The organism is Haladaptatus sp. W1, assembly GCF_001723155.1.
Lineage (GTDB): Archaea > Halobacteriota > Halobacteria > Halobacteriales > Haladaptataceae > Haladaptatus > Haladaptatus paucihalophilus.
In genome coordinates this window covers 47,053-64,822 of sequence record NZ_MEIH01000249.1, presented here as the reverse complement: position 1 = coordinate 64,822, position 17,770 = coordinate 47,053, and the positions used below count along the sequence as shown (strand labels likewise).

The 17,770-nt window shown below is 53.7% G+C and carries 19 protein-coding genes and 1 pseudogene; 8 read left to right on the top strand and 12 right to left on the bottom strand.

Annotated elements, in window-relative coordinates:
• Nucleotides 1-94: 94 nt before the first annotated feature.
• Together BG842_RS11115 and BG842_RS11110 are read left to right on the top strand one after the other, a co-directional pair.
• The gene (locus tag BG842_RS11115; RefSeq protein ID WP_069450770.1) at nt 95-895 is read left to right on the top strand and encodes a phosphatase PAP2 family protein; all 801 of its coding nucleotides are present in this window, start codon (nt 95-97) and stop codon (nt 893-895) included.
• Nucleotides 896-2,312: 1,417 nt separating this feature from the next.
• The gene (locus tag BG842_RS11110) at nt 2,313-3,512 is read left to right on the top strand and encodes an orc1/cdc6 family replication initiation protein (RefSeq protein ID WP_069450769.1); all 1,200 of its coding nucleotides are present in this window, start codon (nt 2,313-2,315) and stop codon (nt 3,510-3,512) included.
• A gap of 660 nt (nt 3,513-4,172) precedes the next feature.
• Here the strand turns inward: BG842_RS11110 and BG842_RS33100 are convergent.
• The 3 genes from BG842_RS33100 to BG842_RS11095 all read right to left on the bottom strand — a co-directional run bounded on the left by BG842_RS33100 (nt 4,173) and on the right by BG842_RS11095 (nt 6,254).
• The gene (locus BG842_RS33100; RefSeq protein WP_069450768.1) at nt 4,173-4,613 is read right to left on the bottom strand and encodes a primase-associated protein; all 441 of its coding nucleotides are present in this window, start codon (nt 4,611-4,613) and stop codon (nt 4,173-4,175) included.
• Between the two features lie 714 nt (nt 4,614-5,327).
• Complete coding sequence (locus BG842_RS11100) at nt 5,328-5,564, bottom strand: UPF0058 family protein (RefSeq protein ID WP_007981201.1); 237 nt, start codon at nt 5,562-5,564, stop codon at nt 5,328-5,330.
• A gap of 294 nt (nt 5,565-5,858) precedes the next feature.
• Nucleotides 5,859-6,254 carry a plastocyanin/azurin family copper-binding protein gene (locus tag BG842_RS11095; protein ID WP_254663083.1) on the bottom strand — a complete coding sequence of 132 codons (396 nt, stop codon included), beginning with the start codon at nt 6,252-6,254 and terminating at the stop codon, nt 5,859-5,861.
• A gap of 309 nt (nt 6,255-6,563) precedes the next feature.
• Between BG842_RS11095 and BG842_RS11090 the strand changes: the two genes are divergently transcribed.
• From BG842_RS11090 to BG842_RS11080, 3 genes are all read left to right on the top strand, one after another.
• Nucleotides 6,564-6,746 (top strand): hypothetical protein, encoded by a 183-nt coding sequence (locus BG842_RS11090; protein WP_069450767.1) that lies wholly within the window; start codon nt 6,564-6,566, stop codon nt 6,744-6,746.
• Between the two features lie 486 nt (nt 6,747-7,232).
• Nucleotides 7,233-8,024 (top strand): ParA family protein, encoded by a 792-nt coding sequence (locus BG842_RS11085; RefSeq protein ID WP_069450766.1) that lies wholly within the window; start codon nt 7,233-7,235, stop codon nt 8,022-8,024.
• On the top strand, nt 8,021-8,425 hold the full coding sequence (locus BG842_RS11080; RefSeq protein WP_069450765.1) for a hypothetical protein: 405 nt from the start codon (nt 8,021-8,023) through the stop codon (nt 8,423-8,425). The genes BG842_RS11085 and BG842_RS11080 overlap by 4 nt, the downstream gene beginning before the upstream one ends.
• Before the next feature lie 74 nt (nt 8,426-8,499).
• On the opposite strand, the gene BG842_RS11075 is transcribed toward BG842_RS11080, so the two are convergent.
• The 4 genes from BG842_RS11075 to BG842_RS11055 form a co-directional block, all read right to left on the bottom strand.
• Nucleotides 8,500-8,850: a PadR family transcriptional regulator gene (locus BG842_RS11075; RefSeq protein ID WP_069450764.1), complete on the bottom strand. Its 351-nt coding sequence runs from the start codon at nt 8,848-8,850 to the stop codon at nt 8,500-8,502.
• 284 nt (nt 8,851-9,134) lie between these two features.
• Nucleotides 9,135-9,407 carry a hypothetical protein gene (locus tag BG842_RS11070; protein ID WP_069450763.1) on the bottom strand — a complete coding sequence of 91 codons (273 nt, stop codon included), beginning with the start codon at nt 9,405-9,407 and terminating at the stop codon, nt 9,135-9,137.
• A gap of 677 nt (nt 9,408-10,084) precedes the next feature.
• A complete protein-coding gene (locus tag BG842_RS11060) occupies nt 10,085-11,044 on the bottom strand; it encodes a transcription initiation factor IIB family protein (protein ID WP_007981208.1) in 960 nt (319 codons plus the stop codon).
• 158 nt (nt 11,045-11,202) lie between these two features.
• On the bottom strand, nt 11,203-11,583 hold the full coding sequence (locus BG842_RS11055) for a hypothetical protein (protein WP_069450761.1): 381 nt from the start codon (nt 11,581-11,583) through the stop codon (nt 11,203-11,205).
• Nucleotides 11,584-11,657: 74 nt separating this feature from the next.
• Here BG842_RS11055 and BG842_RS33095 point away from each other — a divergent pair.
• Nucleotides 11,658-12,308, top strand: a pseudogene (locus tag BG842_RS33095) (hypothetical protein).
• Between the two features lie 311 nt (nt 12,309-12,619).
• Here BG842_RS33095 and BG842_RS11040 read toward each other — a convergent pair.
• Entirely contained in the window at nt 12,620-12,919 is a 300-nt protein-coding gene (locus tag BG842_RS11040) for a PadR family transcriptional regulator (RefSeq protein ID WP_069450758.1), read from the bottom strand.
• Between the two features lie 219 nt (nt 12,920-13,138).
• Between BG842_RS11040 and BG842_RS11035 the strand changes: the two genes are divergently transcribed.
• Nucleotides 13,139-13,372, top strand: coding sequence for a UPF0058 family protein (locus BG842_RS11035; protein WP_069450757.1), 234 nt, complete (start codon nt 13,139-13,141; stop codon nt 13,370-13,372).
• A gap of 42 nt (nt 13,373-13,414) precedes the next feature.
• On the opposite strand, the gene BG842_RS11030 is transcribed toward BG842_RS11035, so the two are convergent.
• Nucleotides 13,415-14,011, bottom strand: a complete 597-nt coding sequence (locus tag BG842_RS11030; protein WP_254663081.1) for a hypothetical protein — start codon at nt 14,009-14,011, stop codon at nt 13,415-13,417.
• An 898-nt stretch (nt 14,012-14,909) separates the two neighbouring features.
• Here BG842_RS11030 and BG842_RS11025 point away from each other — a divergent pair.
• The gene (locus BG842_RS11025; RefSeq protein WP_069450755.1) at nt 14,910-15,470 is read left to right on the top strand and encodes a helix-turn-helix domain-containing protein; all 561 of its coding nucleotides are present in this window, start codon (nt 14,910-14,912) and stop codon (nt 15,468-15,470) included.
• Here BG842_RS11025 and BG842_RS11020 read toward each other — a convergent pair.
• From BG842_RS11020 to BG842_RS11015, 3 genes are all read right to left on the bottom strand, one after another.
• Nucleotides 15,467-16,450, bottom strand: coding sequence for a MarR family transcriptional regulator (locus BG842_RS11020; RefSeq protein WP_069450754.1), 984 nt, complete (start codon nt 16,448-16,450; stop codon nt 15,467-15,469). The genes BG842_RS11025 and BG842_RS11020 overlap by 4 nt on opposite strands.
• 527 nt (nt 16,451-16,977) lie before the next feature.
• A complete protein-coding gene (locus BG842_RS31515; protein ID WP_254663080.1) occupies nt 16,978-17,160 on the bottom strand; it encodes a helix-turn-helix domain-containing protein in 183 nt (60 codons plus the stop codon).
• A gap of 30 nt (nt 17,161-17,190) precedes the next feature.
• Nucleotides 17,191-17,625 carry a bacterio-opsin activator domain-containing protein gene (locus BG842_RS11015; protein ID WP_254663079.1) on the bottom strand — a complete coding sequence of 145 codons (435 nt, stop codon included), beginning with the start codon at nt 17,623-17,625 and terminating at the stop codon, nt 17,191-17,193.
• Nucleotides 17,626-17,770: the final 145 nt, after the last annotated feature.

Here is a 17,770-nt window from a genome sequence, read left to right as displayed (position 1 = left end):
CAAGACGACGAGCGATTCGAACGAGGCGACGAGCGAACCTCGAAGGCATGAGACACGGGAAATCAACGAACGTAGAACACCGGAGGAACAGAGCGTGGGCTTAGCCGAAATCACCGGTTTCGTGCTCGTCGGGGAGATGCTGATGCTCGGCGTTGCGACGACGGTTGTGGTCGGACGGACGGGACTCATGCGCGCGCGAGAACAGTTTCGAGACCGACTGTTCGAGGTGTATCCACACATCGGCCTCTTGCTCGGTGTTCTCGTGGTGAACAAGGTCGCTCGCGAGTTCGGTCCCGAACTGTCGTGGGTCATCGGTTGGAATATCACTAGTCGGATTTACGCAATCGAGGGCAACTTCGTCGGAACGGTCCAATCGGTCGCACGACCGGAGTTGACGACGTACTTCTCGTTCATGTACATCTACGGGTACGTGTTCATCCTCGTGTTTCCGTTCGTCGCCTACTTCGCGCTCGTGGACAGTAAGCCGTTGAAGAAGGCGGCGGTCGCGTTCGCGGTGAACTACGGTCTCGGGCTCGTCTGCTACATCCTGTTCATTTCCTATGGCCCGCGGAACCTGATACCGGACGTCGTTCATCCGCTGCTCTACTCGACGTATCCCGAATCACAGATACTGACCGGACAGGTGAACGCGAACACGAACGTCTTTCCCTCCCTCCATACGTCGCTGTCTGTCAGTTCCGCCCTGTTGGCGTACCAAATCCGGGACTCGTATCCCCGATGGACGGTCATTGCGATTCCCATGGCGGCGAGTATCATCGTCGCCACGATGTATCTCGGAATCCATTGGGCGACAGACGTCTGTGCGGGCAGTGTTCTCGGAGTTGGAAGTGTCCTCATCGCGAACCGCTACGTTTCGGACGATTCCCGGGAGTAGAAAATGGACGCACCGTATGTCAAAGTTAAGAACGGGGTGGATTTCTAGAAATGGGACAAACGATCGGTAATTGGGAGAGATAGGAATTGAATGACCAACTTGATACAATGTTTAGAGATAACAAATAGCATGGAGACACACACACCACGTTTCCAGTGAAATGGGATGAAGGGGTGGGTGGGGTGCAGATGAAATGGGGGTCAAACGGGGTACAATTGAGGATAAATAAAAAATATTTGTCAATAAAAGAAAATACGGACTTGAAAGTCATGAAATCAATTGAGCGTTGAGAATTATGGGGGAATTCTGGAGACACCGTACTTCCAGTGAAAATTGAGGGTTCTAAAATTGTATTTTAGAATCGGAGAGAGACGGAATATCGAGGAGAAAGCCGGAAGGCGAGATCAATTTACATTGTTGGAAAATTCCGTTGAAAGGAGAATTTACACTGGAAACGTGGTCTCCCAAAAGGGCGAGCACCACGAAGTGAAAACACGACACTGCCGAAACGTAAGAACGACCCAGACGCACCGATCGGTAGTACAGACGGAAAACGTACCGATCGGTAATACGGACGGTAAACGCACCGATTTCACTGGAAGTGCGGTGTCCACGGGAAAGACAGATATCGTCAAAAATGGATAGTAGTTAAACAGGGTTATCGTTCGAACACGCCCAGCCCGTAATGAGAGACTCCTAAATTAGAACACGGGAAGGACTGAAACACGATAATTCACCGGAAATGAGGTGTGCTACGCCGTGAGGGATTTCACTGGAAACGTGGTGTGAATGGAACGGACGGAGAACTCGATAGTTGCCGAACCGGGGACCGCACTGATCTACTCGTTATGTTAGAGGAACACACCATGTTTCCAGTGAAAGTTGACCGTGAGACGGTGAAAACGGCTCACGAGAAATAGTACCCCTATTTCGGATGCGACAATCCGTGATAAATATCACGGATTTTTCATTAAAGTGATTAACTCAATGGACTTTAACACTAGCTAGGTTTATAAATTATTCTATGGCCGTCTATATCACGTAGGATTTTTGACTATTTTTAGCGGCGATATAATCCTATTCCTTCTTCTACCCCACCCACCCTTTCATCCCATTTCACTGGAAACGTGGTGTGTGTCTCGACTCAACTAGACAATCGACCAACTGAAATGACCAGCTGAAAATATATTGGGCGCTCGATGTTGTCCTCACATAATGCCTCTATGCCCCTGTGTCATTTCTCCGATAGTAATTCGTGGGTAACGGACCGCGGAGGAAACAGACCGGACTCAGGGGAACGGTCCCGTTTCCGTCCCGATTGACGGGTATCCTCCCGGTCGGCCGTCATCCTCCCGGTCAACGAGCATCCGTTTTACGCCCGGAACAGTAAAGGGATTTCACTGGAAACGTGGTGTCCATGAGCGACGCCGACTCGGACGAACTCTTCTCTCGGGAGGACCTCATCTTCGCGAAAAAGGAACTCCTCGAAATAAACCACCTTCCGACTCACGGTCGAATCGTCGGTCGAGATGACGAAATCTCTGCTCTCGCAAACGCTCTGAATCCCGCGCTGTTCAACCAATCCCCGAGCAACGTCCTGTTGTATGGAAAGACGGGAACCGGGAAATCACTCTGTGCAAAACACGTCTCTCGTCGCCTCGTCGATGAAGCGGACGAGGAAGGAGTCACCGTCGGCGTCGCCTACGTGGACTGCGCTCAAGATAGCACCGAGACACAGGCCGTCCAGACGATTGCGAGTACGACCAACACTCCGGACACGGACATCTCGATTCCCGATAAGGGTATCTCTACCTCGACATACTACAAGCGCCTGTGGCGAATCCTCGACGACCTGTACGATGTAGTCGTGATAATCCTCGACGAAATCGACAAGCTGGAGAACGACGATATCCTGATGCAACTCTCGCGTGCGGGCGAAGCGGGAAAACTCCACAACTGCAAACTCGGCGTCATCGGCATCAGTAACAAGATCAAGTACAAGGATCGGATGGACGAGCGCGTCAAATCGAGCCTCTGTGAGCGCGAATTCGTCTTTCCGCCGTACGACGCCAATCAACTGCGAGCCATCATGGAGGCTCGTAGCGACGCGTTCAAACAGGGGGTTTTGGAACCGGGGACGATTCCGCTTGCCGCCGCACAGGCTGCACAGGAACACGGGGACGCCCGCAAGGCCATCGACATCCTCCGATATGCGGGCGAACTCGCACAGGCTGAGAACGCGGAACGAGTCCGCGAGGAGTACGTAAAGAAAGCCCGCGAACGTGCGGAAAACGACCGGTTTCGCGAACTCATCCGCGGTGCGACACCGCACTCGAAATATGCGCTCCAAGCACTCGCGATCCTTTCTTTGGATAATCCTGACGTGGATGCCTTCCGTACAAGTCTGGTGTACGAGGTGTATGAACAGGTCTGTCAGCAGATGGACAGCGACCCGCTTTCGACCCGCCGGGTTCGGGATTTGCTCCGCGAACAGGCGTTCCTCGACGTTATCGAACAGGCACGTCAAAGCGGGGGAAGTGCGGAAGGGAGTTACACCGAACACCGACTTCTCGAAGACCCACAGGTCGTGAAAAAAGTACTCGTCACCGAGGAGTGAGTGCATTTGTCATTGAGGAGAATAGTTCTCGACACGAGAAAATGGACACACCCGAGACACATGTTACTATAAAAAAACAGCCATATCATAAATCAAACCACAAAATTTCTATTATTTGTTATCACATTGCCACCTCTCTTCGTACGTCTGGATTGCTCTTCTTTTTCATTTCGATTACTGACACTTCCATGATCTTGGCGATCTTTGACCACCGTAGCAATTCAGTAGTTACACCCTCTCGGTCTGCCCCCTGCACCCCCCTCTTTCTTTGGACGATTTTCGAGGTACAGGTGCCAATATTACGGCGTTAGATTTGCATATAATAGCGTAAGGCTTCTCTCTGCACGTTATTTGTTATATGCAAGTGATTTTGATTCCTCTCTGAGATATATGCACCGCGTTAAGCCTTCTCATCGTCGAATTCTGCATTCAACGCAAAATGTCCCAATTTTGTTGATCATGCTAGATGAAAAAGATTGGATTTGACATATGAAAATAGAGGCAGAAAAACGGTTCAGACGCCTGAATTCTTTGCACAGAATAGCTCATTCGTATTTGCAAGTCTGCTAGTATAGGCACCTCGAAATTCACGTACAACAGTAGGTGCGCAATGTGACATAACAGAGGAAACCTACCTCTCACGAGAGGCTATCGCGATGATTACTCTGACTGCGTATCGAGTTGCTCGTACATCTCGTTATGGAACAGAAGGCTGCCATAGATCGAGTATGGACACTGGTCGCATCCGATGCGATAGCGCTGCATATCATCTTTCGTACAATTCATTGGGAGGGGGAATCTCACTGTCAATATCGTTCTCAAGTTCGTATCGAATTTGGTACTCCGTCGTTTCCTCATCATACCAGGCCCACTGGGAATACTATATTCAAAATTTTTGATAAATTCTGCCGGGCTAGCGTCTCGATACTGGGGCAACCACCACGTCATCCGCACCAGATTGTAGAGATCTTTCCGGACGGGTTTCTTCTCGTGAAGCTCATCCATGGCCGCCAGACAGGGGAGTTCGAAGAGATCCTCGAGATTGTCGACGTGGATGGGTTGTGCGCCATCGCTATACCGAGTGAGCGTATATCGGTTCAAGCGATCGTCTTCGACTGTGACGCTTGGATGATCTCAGTTCGTGGAGAGACTTGTACCGAGACTATGTGGCGTCGATATAGAGTCACACACGTGCTGCTCCCACCACTGTGCAGGTTTGTATGCCTCAAGAGCGGAAAGAGTTCGCGTGCGGTATGTGTTTGGTCGATGCAGGCGATATAGTCGTCCGCCTCGTGGACAGCGTTAGTGATTGTCCGGAGTCGTTGTTTCTGGCGACTCCAGCTCCGCCAGATCCGGTGCGTTTGCCCGGCGGGGAAAAGCGGCCAATCCGCTTGGTAATCGCCGACTTGTTCGCGGTGAGCCAGCTCCGTTGTTCAGGCGTGAGTGTTTCTTCTTGAGCTGCGAGTAGCCGTCCTAATCCAGATAGGTTGATAATCATTGCGCATAGATTGATGCGGGGGTCCCGTGGGCATCTACTTCCGCTTACGAATCTAAGCGGATGTGCTGTCGATCTCCGGAAAATCGCATGACGGCGTTGACTTTCGCCCTATTTAAACTCCATTTCGATATATTAATTTCTTCGCGGTGGTCTCGCTCTGTTGCAGTCTTCGTCGGCCATTAAAATTTCCCCAGTCAACCCGGCGTCGGTTTGCTAGCGATGGGATGCGGTCGCTCTCGCGTTTACTACGGTGAGAATTCGGTACCGATAGCTATCGCTCGCGCCTCGTCCAGTTCTCCGATACTTCTATGTAGGAATTAGTCGGCGTGAGGGGCGACCGTTTCGGTCTCCTCGCTCATCATACTCGTCGTGAGATCGTTTGCCAGTTTGAGCACTGCTTCTCGGTGGTCGTTTTTCGAATGGTGAATAGAAGTTGGCCGCGTCGTTTGTTCGTCGTATGCCGAGAGGTCGAAAGTAGAATCGGTCTGTGTCTCAAACCGGTTTCGTACTTCCGAAAGCAGTCCGTGCAGATGAATAAGCTCTTGTTTTTTCATCCCGACGACAACTAATGACCGAACCCCTATAGTATTTCCTTGAGACATCCTCGCATACGATGACGTGCGGAATCGGACGGAGCATTTCGTCTCCGTTTTCACCCGCCGAATACTGATTGTGAAAAAGAAAAACTCGGCAGCAGTTTTTTGCGTTGTCGGTGAGTGTCCTGAACCCCGACTGTCTTGGACTTCGGTCGTTCGACGGACGGTTCTGGGAGCGACCACTGGGGCTATCCGAGGGTGGGTCACTCGTCGAGAGGGGGACTGGTGTTTTCCTCGGTTGCGGTCACGCTTTCACCTGCTGAATTCGTCGTACGACACCGACCCCTCTTCGAGGATCGTCTTCGTCTTCGGTACCTCTCCGTCCGGTGGCATACTGCCGTCGGCAGGGCCGCCTGGTTTTCCGACGATGACACGTCCGACCATTCCGAGCGGCTTGTGCGGAATACAGTAGTAATCGTGCGTTCCGACGGTGTTGAACGTGTGTTCGTACGATTCGCCTTTTTGGAGGACTTTGCTTCCCCACGCGGGGGCATCCTCGGGAATCCGAGTGGTTTCGGCGTAGATGTTGTCCGGGTGGTAGGCCGACGCCGAGTGGTTGCCACTCTTCACGACGAACGTCACGCTGTCGCCCGGTTTGAGGTACAATCCGATCGGGTCGAAGTACAACCCGTACCCATCGGTTTTCATCTCTACCGTGGTCGTTCCACCTTCTGGATCGGACGTCGGCGTCGCAATCTCGTCGTCCCCGTTGAGCGTCGAACAGCCACCGAGCGCCGTGACGCCGACCGTGGCGACGAACTGTCGTCAATTCATACCGATTGAATTTCGAGTGTATGATAAGTGGGTTCCGATGTGGCCAGTGCGCCAGTCACCCGTCTGCCGCTCATCCCTCTGCCCTGCCGCTCATCCCTCTGCCCTGCCGCTCATCCTTCTGCTCTCCGCCGATTACCCGTCTGCCGCTCTTTTTATTCTCATACCGACCGAATTGCTAACGGGATGTTGGGACAAACAGGGCGATTCTGGGTGGGTGCGGCTCTGTTCCTGATCGGTGCCGTGCTCCTCTTCGAGAATTTCGTTCCCGGCGTGGACGCACCGCTGATACTGGTCGCAATCGGGGTGTTGGTACTCGCCGTCGGAACGCTCATCATCGCTGTTGCACGCCGACAGCGCCCCGTCTGAACTCGGTGCATGGTCGCTGTGCTGTCGCCATCGGTAGTGGCTTCGTTGGCACGTCGGCCCCGCCGTCGAACTGCGCTATCGTACGCGTCAAGGTCTTCCCACCTCTCGTCAAAACTGTCCATCCTCTCAAAACCATCAAAGCCATCAAAACTATCAAAACCATCAAAACTATCTTTCCTGTCCACTCGTTACCACTGTCTCCTATTCCACTCGCTACCACTGCCACTCCTGCTCGACCTAACTGAACTAGCAGAACTGTAACAATCGACAAAACAATCATGGCTGTCCAAACTATCAAAACTCCTCGGCCCTCCAGATACATCCGTTTCTCTTCGTCAATTTGTATAGCAAAACTAGTTTTGACAGTTCGGATGGTTTTGATTCTGTGGCTATCTGCTACTTTTAGCGCCTGTAACGTCGTTTTAGTGGTTTATTTGTGAACGTCTGACGCGGTTTTATGTTGTCTGGACGGTTTTGCGGTTTTGTATGTCCGACACAGCCAAAATCGCCGTCTCGAACCAGAAAGGCGGGGTCGGGAAGACGACAGTGGCGATCAACGTCGCGGGAGCGTTGAATCAGCGAGGCCACGACGTGCTCTTCGTCGACCTCGACCCACAGGGGAACGCCACCGAAGGGCTCGGGTTGGAGGCCGAGTACGAGGCACAACCCCCGACCCTGTTCGACGTGCTGACCGACCACGAGGAACGCGAGGACGTCGATTCGCTCATCGTCTCCCACGAGGAGATGGACGTGCTTCCGAGCAACATCGACATGACCAGCGTCGAGCCGGAACTCACCATGGCGATGCGTGGTCGGGAACGGCTGACGCAGGTCCTCGATGCGCTCGATACTGACTACGACGTCATCATTATCGACTGCCCGCCGTATCTCGGAAACCTCACCGATAACGCCCTGCTCGCCGCCGGAAACGTTCTCATTCCGGCGCTCGCGGAGTCGACGAGCAAGCGCGCGTTGGAAATCCTGTTCGACCAGATGGAAGTCCTCGAAGCGGAGTACGACACGCAGATCCGTGACCTCGGACTCGTCGCCAACCGCGTCGAGACGACCAACGAAGCGGACGCGATGCTCACGTGGTTCGACGAGGTGTTCACCGACATCCCCGTCTGGGAGGTCAGAAAACGGGTGACGCTCCAACGTGCGTTCTCGGCCGGTTGTTCCCTGTTCGAAGTCGAGGAAGAGTGTGATATGACTGCCGTGTTCCTCACTATCGCTGAAGACCTCGAACAGCAGTTCGGATCGATGGAGATGTCCGCATGAGCGACGAGAGCCGTGCCGACCGTCTCCGTCGCCGTCGCGCGCAGCGTGACAAACAGTCCGCGGCGTCCGAATCCACCGAACCGGCCGATTCGGTGTCGGGAGGTGAAACGGATGTGGCGTCCGACCTGTCGGAAACCGACGATGGAACCGACGAAGCCGATTCCACCGCGTCTGAGAGCGTCAAGGAAACGCGCGTCGGGACCTACATGTATCTCCCCGAAGAGCAGCGCTCCGAGCTGAACTTCCGCTACAAGGAGCTTAATCTCGCCTACGAACGAGCGGTAGGCGAGGAACTGGAGAAAAATCGCCACTTCTATCCGCTGGTCGTTCAGGCCGGTCTCGAGGCGCTCGACGGTATCGACGGCGAGGCGATTCGGGAGCGCCTGGACCGTTTTGAGTGAATTAGGAATCTCCGTGTTGAACGCCGTCGCTTTTCGGTTCGGGAAACGGTCGAGGACCGTGAGAAGCAGCGTCGCTACTGTTCGAGGAGCGCTCGAATCTCTTCCTCGCGTTCATCGTTCGTGATGAACTTCCGGAACCGCCATTCGAATGAGTCGAGCAGGACCGAGATTCCGTCGTCGGTGATGGCGTACTCGTTCGTTCGCTTGTCCAGTTCGCTCTTCTCGACCAACCCACGCTCGATGAGCGTGTCGAGGTTGGGGTACAAGCGACCGTGGTTTACTTCCTCGTCGTAGTAATCTTCGAGCTCGCGCTTGATAGCGAGACCGTATCGAGATTCCTCCGAGAGTACTATCAGGACGTTTTGTTGGAACGCGGTGAGGTCGCGCGCGGTTTCCACGTTACTAACGGTTTCTGCCTCTGACATGGTAGTATGGTGTGATATTCATTGACAGAGGATATAAAACTTCCTACTCCAAGCAATATTTATGAATTCTATTATAAATATTATATAACAGCAATCCTCTGGTCAAAGAAAATTGTGTTATTCTGGCTGTTATTTGGGACGATAGTTAATCGAATTGAACTCTCCCATAACTCTCAATGCTTGCTTTTTGGCCGTTAGATAAGTACCTGTCGGAAAAAGTGTGACGAAATAATACAATACTATTTGATTATTGTGAGTTGTCACTTGACTGCCTCTAACTGCTCTCAATCGGTTTTGCGCGGCGTCGATCGATGCAATTCGGCTTCGACTTCTTTGAGCGTGGATTCGCCCTCGTCTATCGGCTCGTCTGACAGGTCTAACCGTATCTGTAGGTCACAGTCACGGCAGTACGCATCGCCCACGATTCCCCCCTCGTTGTTCTGCCAGATATCGACACGAAATCGTCGATTGGTACACTCCGCCGATGGACATTCGACCTCCCCAGAATTTAACATCGATTCGAGATTGTCCTTGACGAGTTCAATAATATCAATCATAATGCCGAATCAGTCACCAGAATGCTTAAACTTGCTTGCAAATATCACGTATGATAATCGTTCTGACATCCTCTATATCGGCAATGGTGTCAGAAAACACGCCTATCATATAATTTAGCAGGTGTATAACAAAATATATACTACTCTTCGTCTCCGGTACGCCCAAGACGGGCGTCCCATGTGCGTTACGGTAACCGACTCGCTCGGCGTTGCCGGAGGCGATGGCCGTGGGCTGGCATCCCACCTTGTGTCACCATCCTCCTACGAAAGTTCTCCTTCCGGGCGGGCGTTTCCGTTCGCTTTCGATGAAATGTTCTGATGTCCTTCAGTACGTTCTACTCGTCGGTATCTTTCGTCCCGGCGAACAGTGACGGAGTGAACCTCCGTCCCGATTCGCATGGGAATATCCAACAATGTGTTCTCCCCCAGCAGCCACGCCCGAGGGAGAGGGAGAATGCCAGACGTTTACACAACTCCTATCCTCTCGCGTCCGATGTCCAAACGGCGTCACGTGATATTCGAGTCAGGTAGATTCAACCGGAATCCACTGTTCGATGACGGACGCGTCTACGCTCGTCGAATTCCCTGAAATCCGACGGCGCCAACCGGTCTCGCGACTAGTCGAAGACGCCGACCGTGTGTAAAAATTCGGCTGGATGTGTGAAGTGCTTAAACGCCTAGTGGATACCGAGGGCTTCGATCTGCTCTTGGTACCGGTTTCGGATGGTGACTTCCGTCACCTGTGCGACGTCAGCAACCTCTCGTTGGGTCTTTTTCTCGTTACACAGAAGCGAGGCGGCATAAATCGCGGCGGCGGCGTAGCCGGTCGGCGATTTCCCGGAGAGAAGTCCCTGTTCCGCGGTCGTATCGATAATCTCGTTCGCTTTGGACTGCACTTCTTCACTGACACCGAGGTCGGAACAGAATCGAGGAACGTACTGCTTCGGGTCGACCGGCTTCATTTCGAGGCCGAGTTCTTGGGAGATGTATCGATATGTTCGACCGATCTCCTTCTGATCCACCCGTGAGACCTCCGCGACTTCTTCGAGGCTTCGTGGGATACCCTCCTGCCGACAGGCGGCGTACAGCGTGCTCGTTGCGACGCCTTCGATGGAGCGTCCGCGAATCAGGTCTTCGGCCAATGCACGTCGGTAGATGACCGACGCGACTTCGCGTACCGACCGTGGGACACCCAGCGCGGATGCCATCCGGTCGATTTCGGAGAGCGCGAACTGCAGGTTGCGCTCGCCCGCGTCCTTCGTCCGAATGCGCTCTTGCCACTTGCGCAGTCGGTGCATCTGACTTCGTTTTTCCGACGACAGCGACCGACCGTACGCGTCCTGGTTCTTCCAGTCGATGGTCGTGGTCAGTCCTTTGTCGTGCATCGTCTGCGTGGTTGGCGCTCCCACGCGCGACTTGCTCTGGCGCTCGCTGTGGTTGAACGCGCGCCACTCGGGCCCGCGGTCGACGTGATCTTCTTCGACGACCAGTCCGCAGTCGTCACAGACGAGTTCGGACTGGTCCGCACTGTTAACGAGGTTTTTCGACCCGCACTCGGGACATCCCGTGACCCCCTCCTCCTCCTCGGTTTCGGTTTGCTCCGCGCGGCGCTCCCGTTGGCGAGTGGACCGTTTCATCAACGTTCTATACTCAATGCAAACATTTAAATCCCCGGATGGTACCTCATGCGTGTCTTTCAGCTACCATATATATCCTCATCCTGAAAACACGTAGACTGCGGCGTGGTCCGGTTAAAGTATCTATTATCTGTACTTTTGATGGCCTAATTTATCTCTCACGTGGACTTCGCCAAGCGCGAGATTTCGACCATCGTATCGTTGCTGTCGGGGTTCGAATCTCGGAAGGTCCAGGAGCGGTCGAACGTCATCCCTTCGTCTTGCCCTTTCATCAGCAGCTCGTCGAGCGCGAGTTTGAAATCGGCGGTCGTCGTCCCCTCGGATACGGATGGTTGACTCGGCGTCGGCTCGGCTAGTTCGGGTCGCAGGGCGAGGCTCGTTATCTCCACCATCACGTCGTCGTGTTTCTCGTGGCGGAAGGTCCACGAGCGGTCGAGTTCTACGTCGTTGTCTCGTGCCGTGGAGACGAGGACTTCGAGGGTTCGATCGAACTCCTCTGGAGAGGCTGCCCAGGCGGGTATTTGGTTTGCCTGGCTCATTCCGATTTCCCCTACGCACATACCCTACATAAACTCGAAATGCCGTCCCGTCTAGTTTCGGTCCTTCTCACCGTTTGAAACAGTTCGAAACGGTCTGGGAGCGCGTCACCGGTTTATTATCGCTCCTGATTTTGGTGGTGAATGTCATGAGTGCGAGGGAGAAACTCTCGACCCAATCCGACGGACGGGTTTCCGTCGACGAGTCACCCGTCGAAAACGAGCTATCGACTGATGACGTGTTCCACCTGCTACAGAGTCAGCGACGCCGCGCTGCGATTCGCTATCTCTAGGATACGGACGGACCGGTCGAGATGCGCGACCTCGCGGAGCAGGTTGCCGCGTGGGAAAACGACACGACCGTGCAGGCGCTCACCTCGGACGAACGTCAGCGAGTGTACATCCCGTTGTACCAATCTCACCTCCCGAAACTCGACGAAGAAGGGGTCATCGACTACGACAAAAACCGCGGTATCGTGAAGAAAACTCCCCTCGTGTCACAGTTAGAACGCTACCTCGATGTCGGCCGCAACCCCGACATCGAACCCGAGGATGAGGAGCGTCGATGGAATCCGTACTATCTGACCGTTTCCCTCCTCGGGTCGGCTCTGTTCATCGGTGCCGCTTTTCGATTTCCGCTTTTGTCTCTCGTTCCCAGTCTCGCTGTTGTGACTTTCGTTCTCGCCGCGTTTTGGTCCGTTCCGGTTACTCACTCGCTTTCCGTGTGATTCCTACCCGTGGTTACCGCGATTTATCCAGGCAGTTCTCGCAGATATCTACGCTCGCTTGGAGATAGGTTCCCTTTTCCTCCAACTCCATTTCGATGCGTGTTACTGGGACGTAATCCTTACAGTACGCGCAACGTTCGATAGCGTCCACCCGATTTGATATGTCGTGGTTTCTCGGCATAGTGTGCGTTTCCCGTCTCTACCCGACGGCCATCAGATGGAGTATGAAAAGGAACCCCCCAAAAGGTATGCGTTAGTATTTCCGTGCTTTAAGTACAAACGACCTGTAAGGGGGGAAAAGGGGTCGGTCGTTAGTCCGCGGGTTCGGCGCTTTCTTTCTCGCTGACGTACTTCGATTCCCATTCACGACGCGCTTCGATCTCCCGCTGTCCGCGCCGGGTGAGGGTGTAGTAGTTGGTTCGACGGTCCACTTGCCCCTTCTCGACCAATCCTTTGTCGACCAACGTATCGAGGTTCGGGTAGAGCCGGCCGTGGTGGATGTCCTTCTCGTAGTAATCTTCGAGCTCTTCTTTGATGGCGAGTCCGTGTGGTTCGGTCAACCCGTTGATGACGTACAACAGGTCTCGCTGGAAGCCAGTCAGGTCGTACATGTTCGGCTCGATGTTATGTCTACAGGGTATTAGTTAAGTGCATGATAATGCCCTCCTCAGGCGATGAAAAACGGATTAAACGGTTCGTTTGAAACTAGACAATTCTACCATCATTACAAAGTTTCATCATAATGGCTTTGTTCGTGTAATCCGTCACGAACTATCCGTTTACCCTCGGCCCAAGATGATATATGCGACGAGTCATCACGTGGCTACAATATGAAGAAACAGGAGCTGATCCACGTTCACGGCTTACTCGCGGCGGTTCGAAACCAGTACGAGGAGCGGAGTGGACGAACGGTAGACCTATCCGAGTACGAGCAAACTGGGGTAAAACCGACATCGATACATCATTCGAAAACCGCCCATCAGGAGGCCATCTTCGCACTCGTTGACTGCCTCACTGACACGATGGCGGCGGAAGAAAAACGGCTAACATCACACGCTGACTGACCGGTGCTATACTGGTTCAGTGCGTCGTCGTTTCGGTCCCGTCTATTCTTCGCGCGCCGTCCACCCCGACATGAATTGGGCGAGCGTTACGAACGAAAACATGGCGATGATGACGCCGCCGATAGCGACGCTCGGGAGCGTGGCGAGAACGGGGATGCCAAGGACAGCACCGGCGAGGACGATGGTGCTGAACGTCGAAACGCTGAGATAGTAAAATTCCCACGGTGGTTCTCGACCGATCTCCTCGTGGTCGGTTTCCTCCGCTTCGACGGAGAGATACCGGTCGAGTTGGTCCGCAAGTTTCGTCCGTTTGACCGTCCCGCGACTCTGGTCGTAGTCGATGATTCCTTCCTCGTCGAGTTTCGGCAGGTGTGACTGATAGAGTGGAATGTACACGCGCTGGCGTTCGTCCGAGGTGAGCGCCTGCACGGTCGTGTCGTTTTCCCACGCGGCGACCTGCTCCGCGAGGTCGCGCATCTCGACCGTCCCGTCGCGTCCCTTGAGATACCGTAGTACGTGACGCCGACGAGGCGTTTGAAGGAGGTGGAAGATTTTATCCTTTGAGAGCTCAGTCTCGGCACTTACTTCCGGAACGGTATGCGTTCCTCCATCATTGGTGTGAACTTCTGTAGCGCTCATGACGGCTGAATTATCGCTAGAATAGGTAATAAATCAATAATGCGCTCCCAATTTGTTGCGAACGGTTGTGATGGCTTGTTATGCCGCTTAGCACACCTATAAGTTGTGTGGTCGTATTACTTGTTATTTATACTAAAAACCCGTGAACTAGCATATGTGGGCGTGTCACTATCCTTGACACTACCGCTAGAAAACACCGTTTTCTGGCCTTGTACGGATGGTTTTACGATTGTGGTTGGTTCCTTCTATGACCCGTCTGTCTGCACTTGTCGGACCGTATTGTCCAATTACTGGCCGTACTATCTCTCGATTGGTCTATATTGTCGTACGAGATGTCTGCTGAAACAATTGTGGACGACGTTCCTCTCTTGCCCTCTCATCTGTTAATTCCAACATTAAAAATATGAAATTTAAAGATTCGATTAATCGCCCTATAGTAAACAGGGAACGAGACGTAGAAAGATACGCCCAGCGCGGAGGCGGGGTCTTACAATATCCGGCCGCGAGGGTCGTTAGCGCTCATGACTCCAATACCCCTCGTGCTCAGTTCTCTATCCACGAGCGGCGTCGAACGGCGTCCTGTCTTGCCCTTCGACGACCCACGTAATCGGTGGTCGGTGTGACATTCCGGTTGGATCTTAGCCCATGTTCGATTCCCGAAAGTTTAATGTGACGTAATGAAATACCACAACCGAGTTCGGGTTCCTCGACAATGGCACATGGCGCATCTAATTCCGATGGCCCTCTCAACGAACCAGACGGCTCGTCGAAGGGCGCTGCACAGGACGATTCCGATCTTTCCTCTCCACCGAGAACTCTCTTTGCCGAAATTTTTGTCTCACATGGGCGTCTCATTCTAGTTCCGACGATAGAATCGTCTCCTGAAGTGACCATTCAGATGGAAGAAACGCCGATGGCCGACGGCTCGCTTCTGTTCGTTTCCGTCGTCGGGGACGATTTTTCCCCGTTCGAGCGATCGCTCGAGACGGATGCGACCGTACGTGCGGCGACGCTTTTCTCCGCCGCCGCCGACCGGCGCGTGTATCGGATTCGGCCCGAATCGGATGTCGTTCCGTTCCTCCCTACCCCCGCCGACCTCGGTATTCGCGTCCTCGACGCAAAGAGCGGCACCGGTGGTTGGGTAATCCGTATCCAGATGCTCTCGCGTGAACCGCTCATCCAACTCCGGGAAGCGTGTCTGGAGCACGGGATCACGTTCCGTGTGCGGCAACTATTCGATGCGGACCCGAACACGGACCCCGACGGCGCTCAACTGACCGGTCGCCAGCGCGACACGGTTCTCACCGCGTATCAATCGGGCTACTACGACGTGCCCCGTGGTATCTCACAGGGCGAACTCGCCGAGGAACTCGACGTCTCTACGTCGGCGATTTTACAACAACTTCGGCGTGCAACCCGGCAGCTTATCGCCAGTACGTTTGCCGTCGAACAGGATTAGGCTTCGAACGGGGATTTCGACGCTTCCGGTTCGGACCCGTTGAGGAAGACGAGATTCCCGCGTCCGATTTGTACCCGTGTTATCTCGTCGTTTTCCTCCATCTTCGAGAGTTTTCTGCTCACGGTCGATTTCGACCACGAGGTTTCGGTCGTGATATCCGCCTGCTTCATCCGGCCGCCGTACTGGATGAGGAGCGACCGAATTCTCTCTTCGTCGGTGAGCATCTCCTCGTCGGCCAGATTTCCGACCGGCGGCTGTTCGGGTTCCCGTCTTTGTTCCGTTTGTTGGGGTGATTCTTCCGTGGTGGTTTCCACGGCCGTTTCCCCTTTCTCATCTTCCGGTTTCTTTCGCTCGAACAGCCCGGACAGGACGGAACGGATGGAAGAAAGCGGTCCGTCGCTCGGCTTGTCGCTCGATTCGGCGGACTCTTCGGTTTCGTTCGATTCGCTCGCCTCGTCGTCCGGAGAGTAGGCTGGTGTGGTCGTCCACTCGGCACCGTCGTCGGAAATCTCGACGACGACATCGAACAGCGTTTTCAGGGTATTCGTCGTCTCGGGGTCGTGAATGTCGGGGTCCATCTGGAAATAGCCGATGCCCCCCGCGGCCTGTATTCGGTGAGTGAGTATGTGGAGATATCGGAATGCGGTATCGAAATCGACGTATTCGAGGAGGACGGTCAGCGTCTGTACCGAGACTATCGGCTGTGTTTCCCCGTCCGACCACTCCTTCAGTCGGTCGCTCAACGGGACGATTATCTCCATCGGGTCGGTCGGATCGACGACCTCCGTCGTCACGGTGTTGGACGTCTGTTCGTCGTACGTTTCGGCCTGTGCCATCCCACTCGCGTGGATGAAACGAACTTCTCGCGGTGATCTGCCGACGCTTCGTTCCCAGTCCCCGAGCCACTGTCCCGGTGGTTGCGTGTAGGTGACGGCCGCGAGACTGACGTTTTCGGGTCGCGTCGAAGCTACGAGCTCCATATGTGCCCGGTTGCCATCAGGGGTAAGAGGGGCGAGGACGAGAACGTTTGACGCTCCCTGGAGATCTTCTTCTATTTTGCGGACGTTCATTTATTCCATTTCCCAATATATAAATTTATTTTTACATTACCGGCGCTATTTTGCATGCTAAATACACTGGAACTCGATATCAATGTATTGCTCTCCTATACTATACCCTAATATACGTTTGTATTCTTGGTCGTTGAATCCCCAGCCGTTCCATCATCTTTGGCTGATTTTTTATAGAAATTCGAACTATTTTTGTCTCGTCGTTTTCGGCGCAAGTGTGAGGATATTCCGCAAGACGTTCGGATAGACATGGAGGTGTACACGTGCCTTCCCCGTCGCCTCGTACCCATCTATCGTTGTTCATACCTGCGAGCCGTTGTGACAACCCGTATTCGTTATAAGTCATATAGTAGCCTACCCTAAAGCCAGTGTGTGACTATTACCATCCCTTATTAGCTACCCGGTTGTCAAAAAGTATTGGCTTGCAAATGCAGGTACTATCCTTCATGTCGCAGTGTGTTCGTGATAAGATTTGCATGCCCACGGCGTAATCGTGTCGAAAGTGCGTTCGGTGATATGTCGAGTTCCCCGGCCACGTGTTTCAACGTCGCTCCACGAGGGACGCTGAAGTAACCGGAATCGAGCGCCGTTACCAGTGCTTCCCGCTGTTTCGGCGTCACTTCGTACTTCCCGAATGCGTTCGGATGTCGTTATTCGTACATTTGAATCAACTGAAACGAGAGGTCGTAACTCGAACAGTAGTCGTGGAACTCCGCCAGCGACGACTCGCTCGGAAACAACAGTTTGAGATACCAGTCGTTTCCATCGCCCGTCGCCTCCAGAATGCTAGCTTTCAACTCCGAGACGGCGTGACCGACGGTCCCCGTGCGCTGCCGCCACGAGACGCGATAGAACCGTTCGTTGTCGTGGTTTTCGAGCAACGTTATCGTCTCGACGGTTACGTCCTCGCTGAGTGCACGCTCGAACCGCTTGACCGATTCCCCGCTCGCCCAGAAATACGGTGTCACGTACTCGCTGTCCGCAACGACGCGCTCTATTTCGACGTGAATATCGGAGATTCGCTCCAGCGTCTCGTGAAGGATGAACTCCTCCGATGGCACGGCGAACTCGGTCAAAACGCTCATCTCTCTAGCCGAGGCATACGTTCGGGGATATTGTAGTTATCGGCGGCTCACTCGGTTTCTCTCCGCCGTCTTTAGAACCCCTTCCGAAAAACTTTTATAAAAATGGAATCCATCGGTTTATTGATTGCAAGACGAGTGAGTGTCG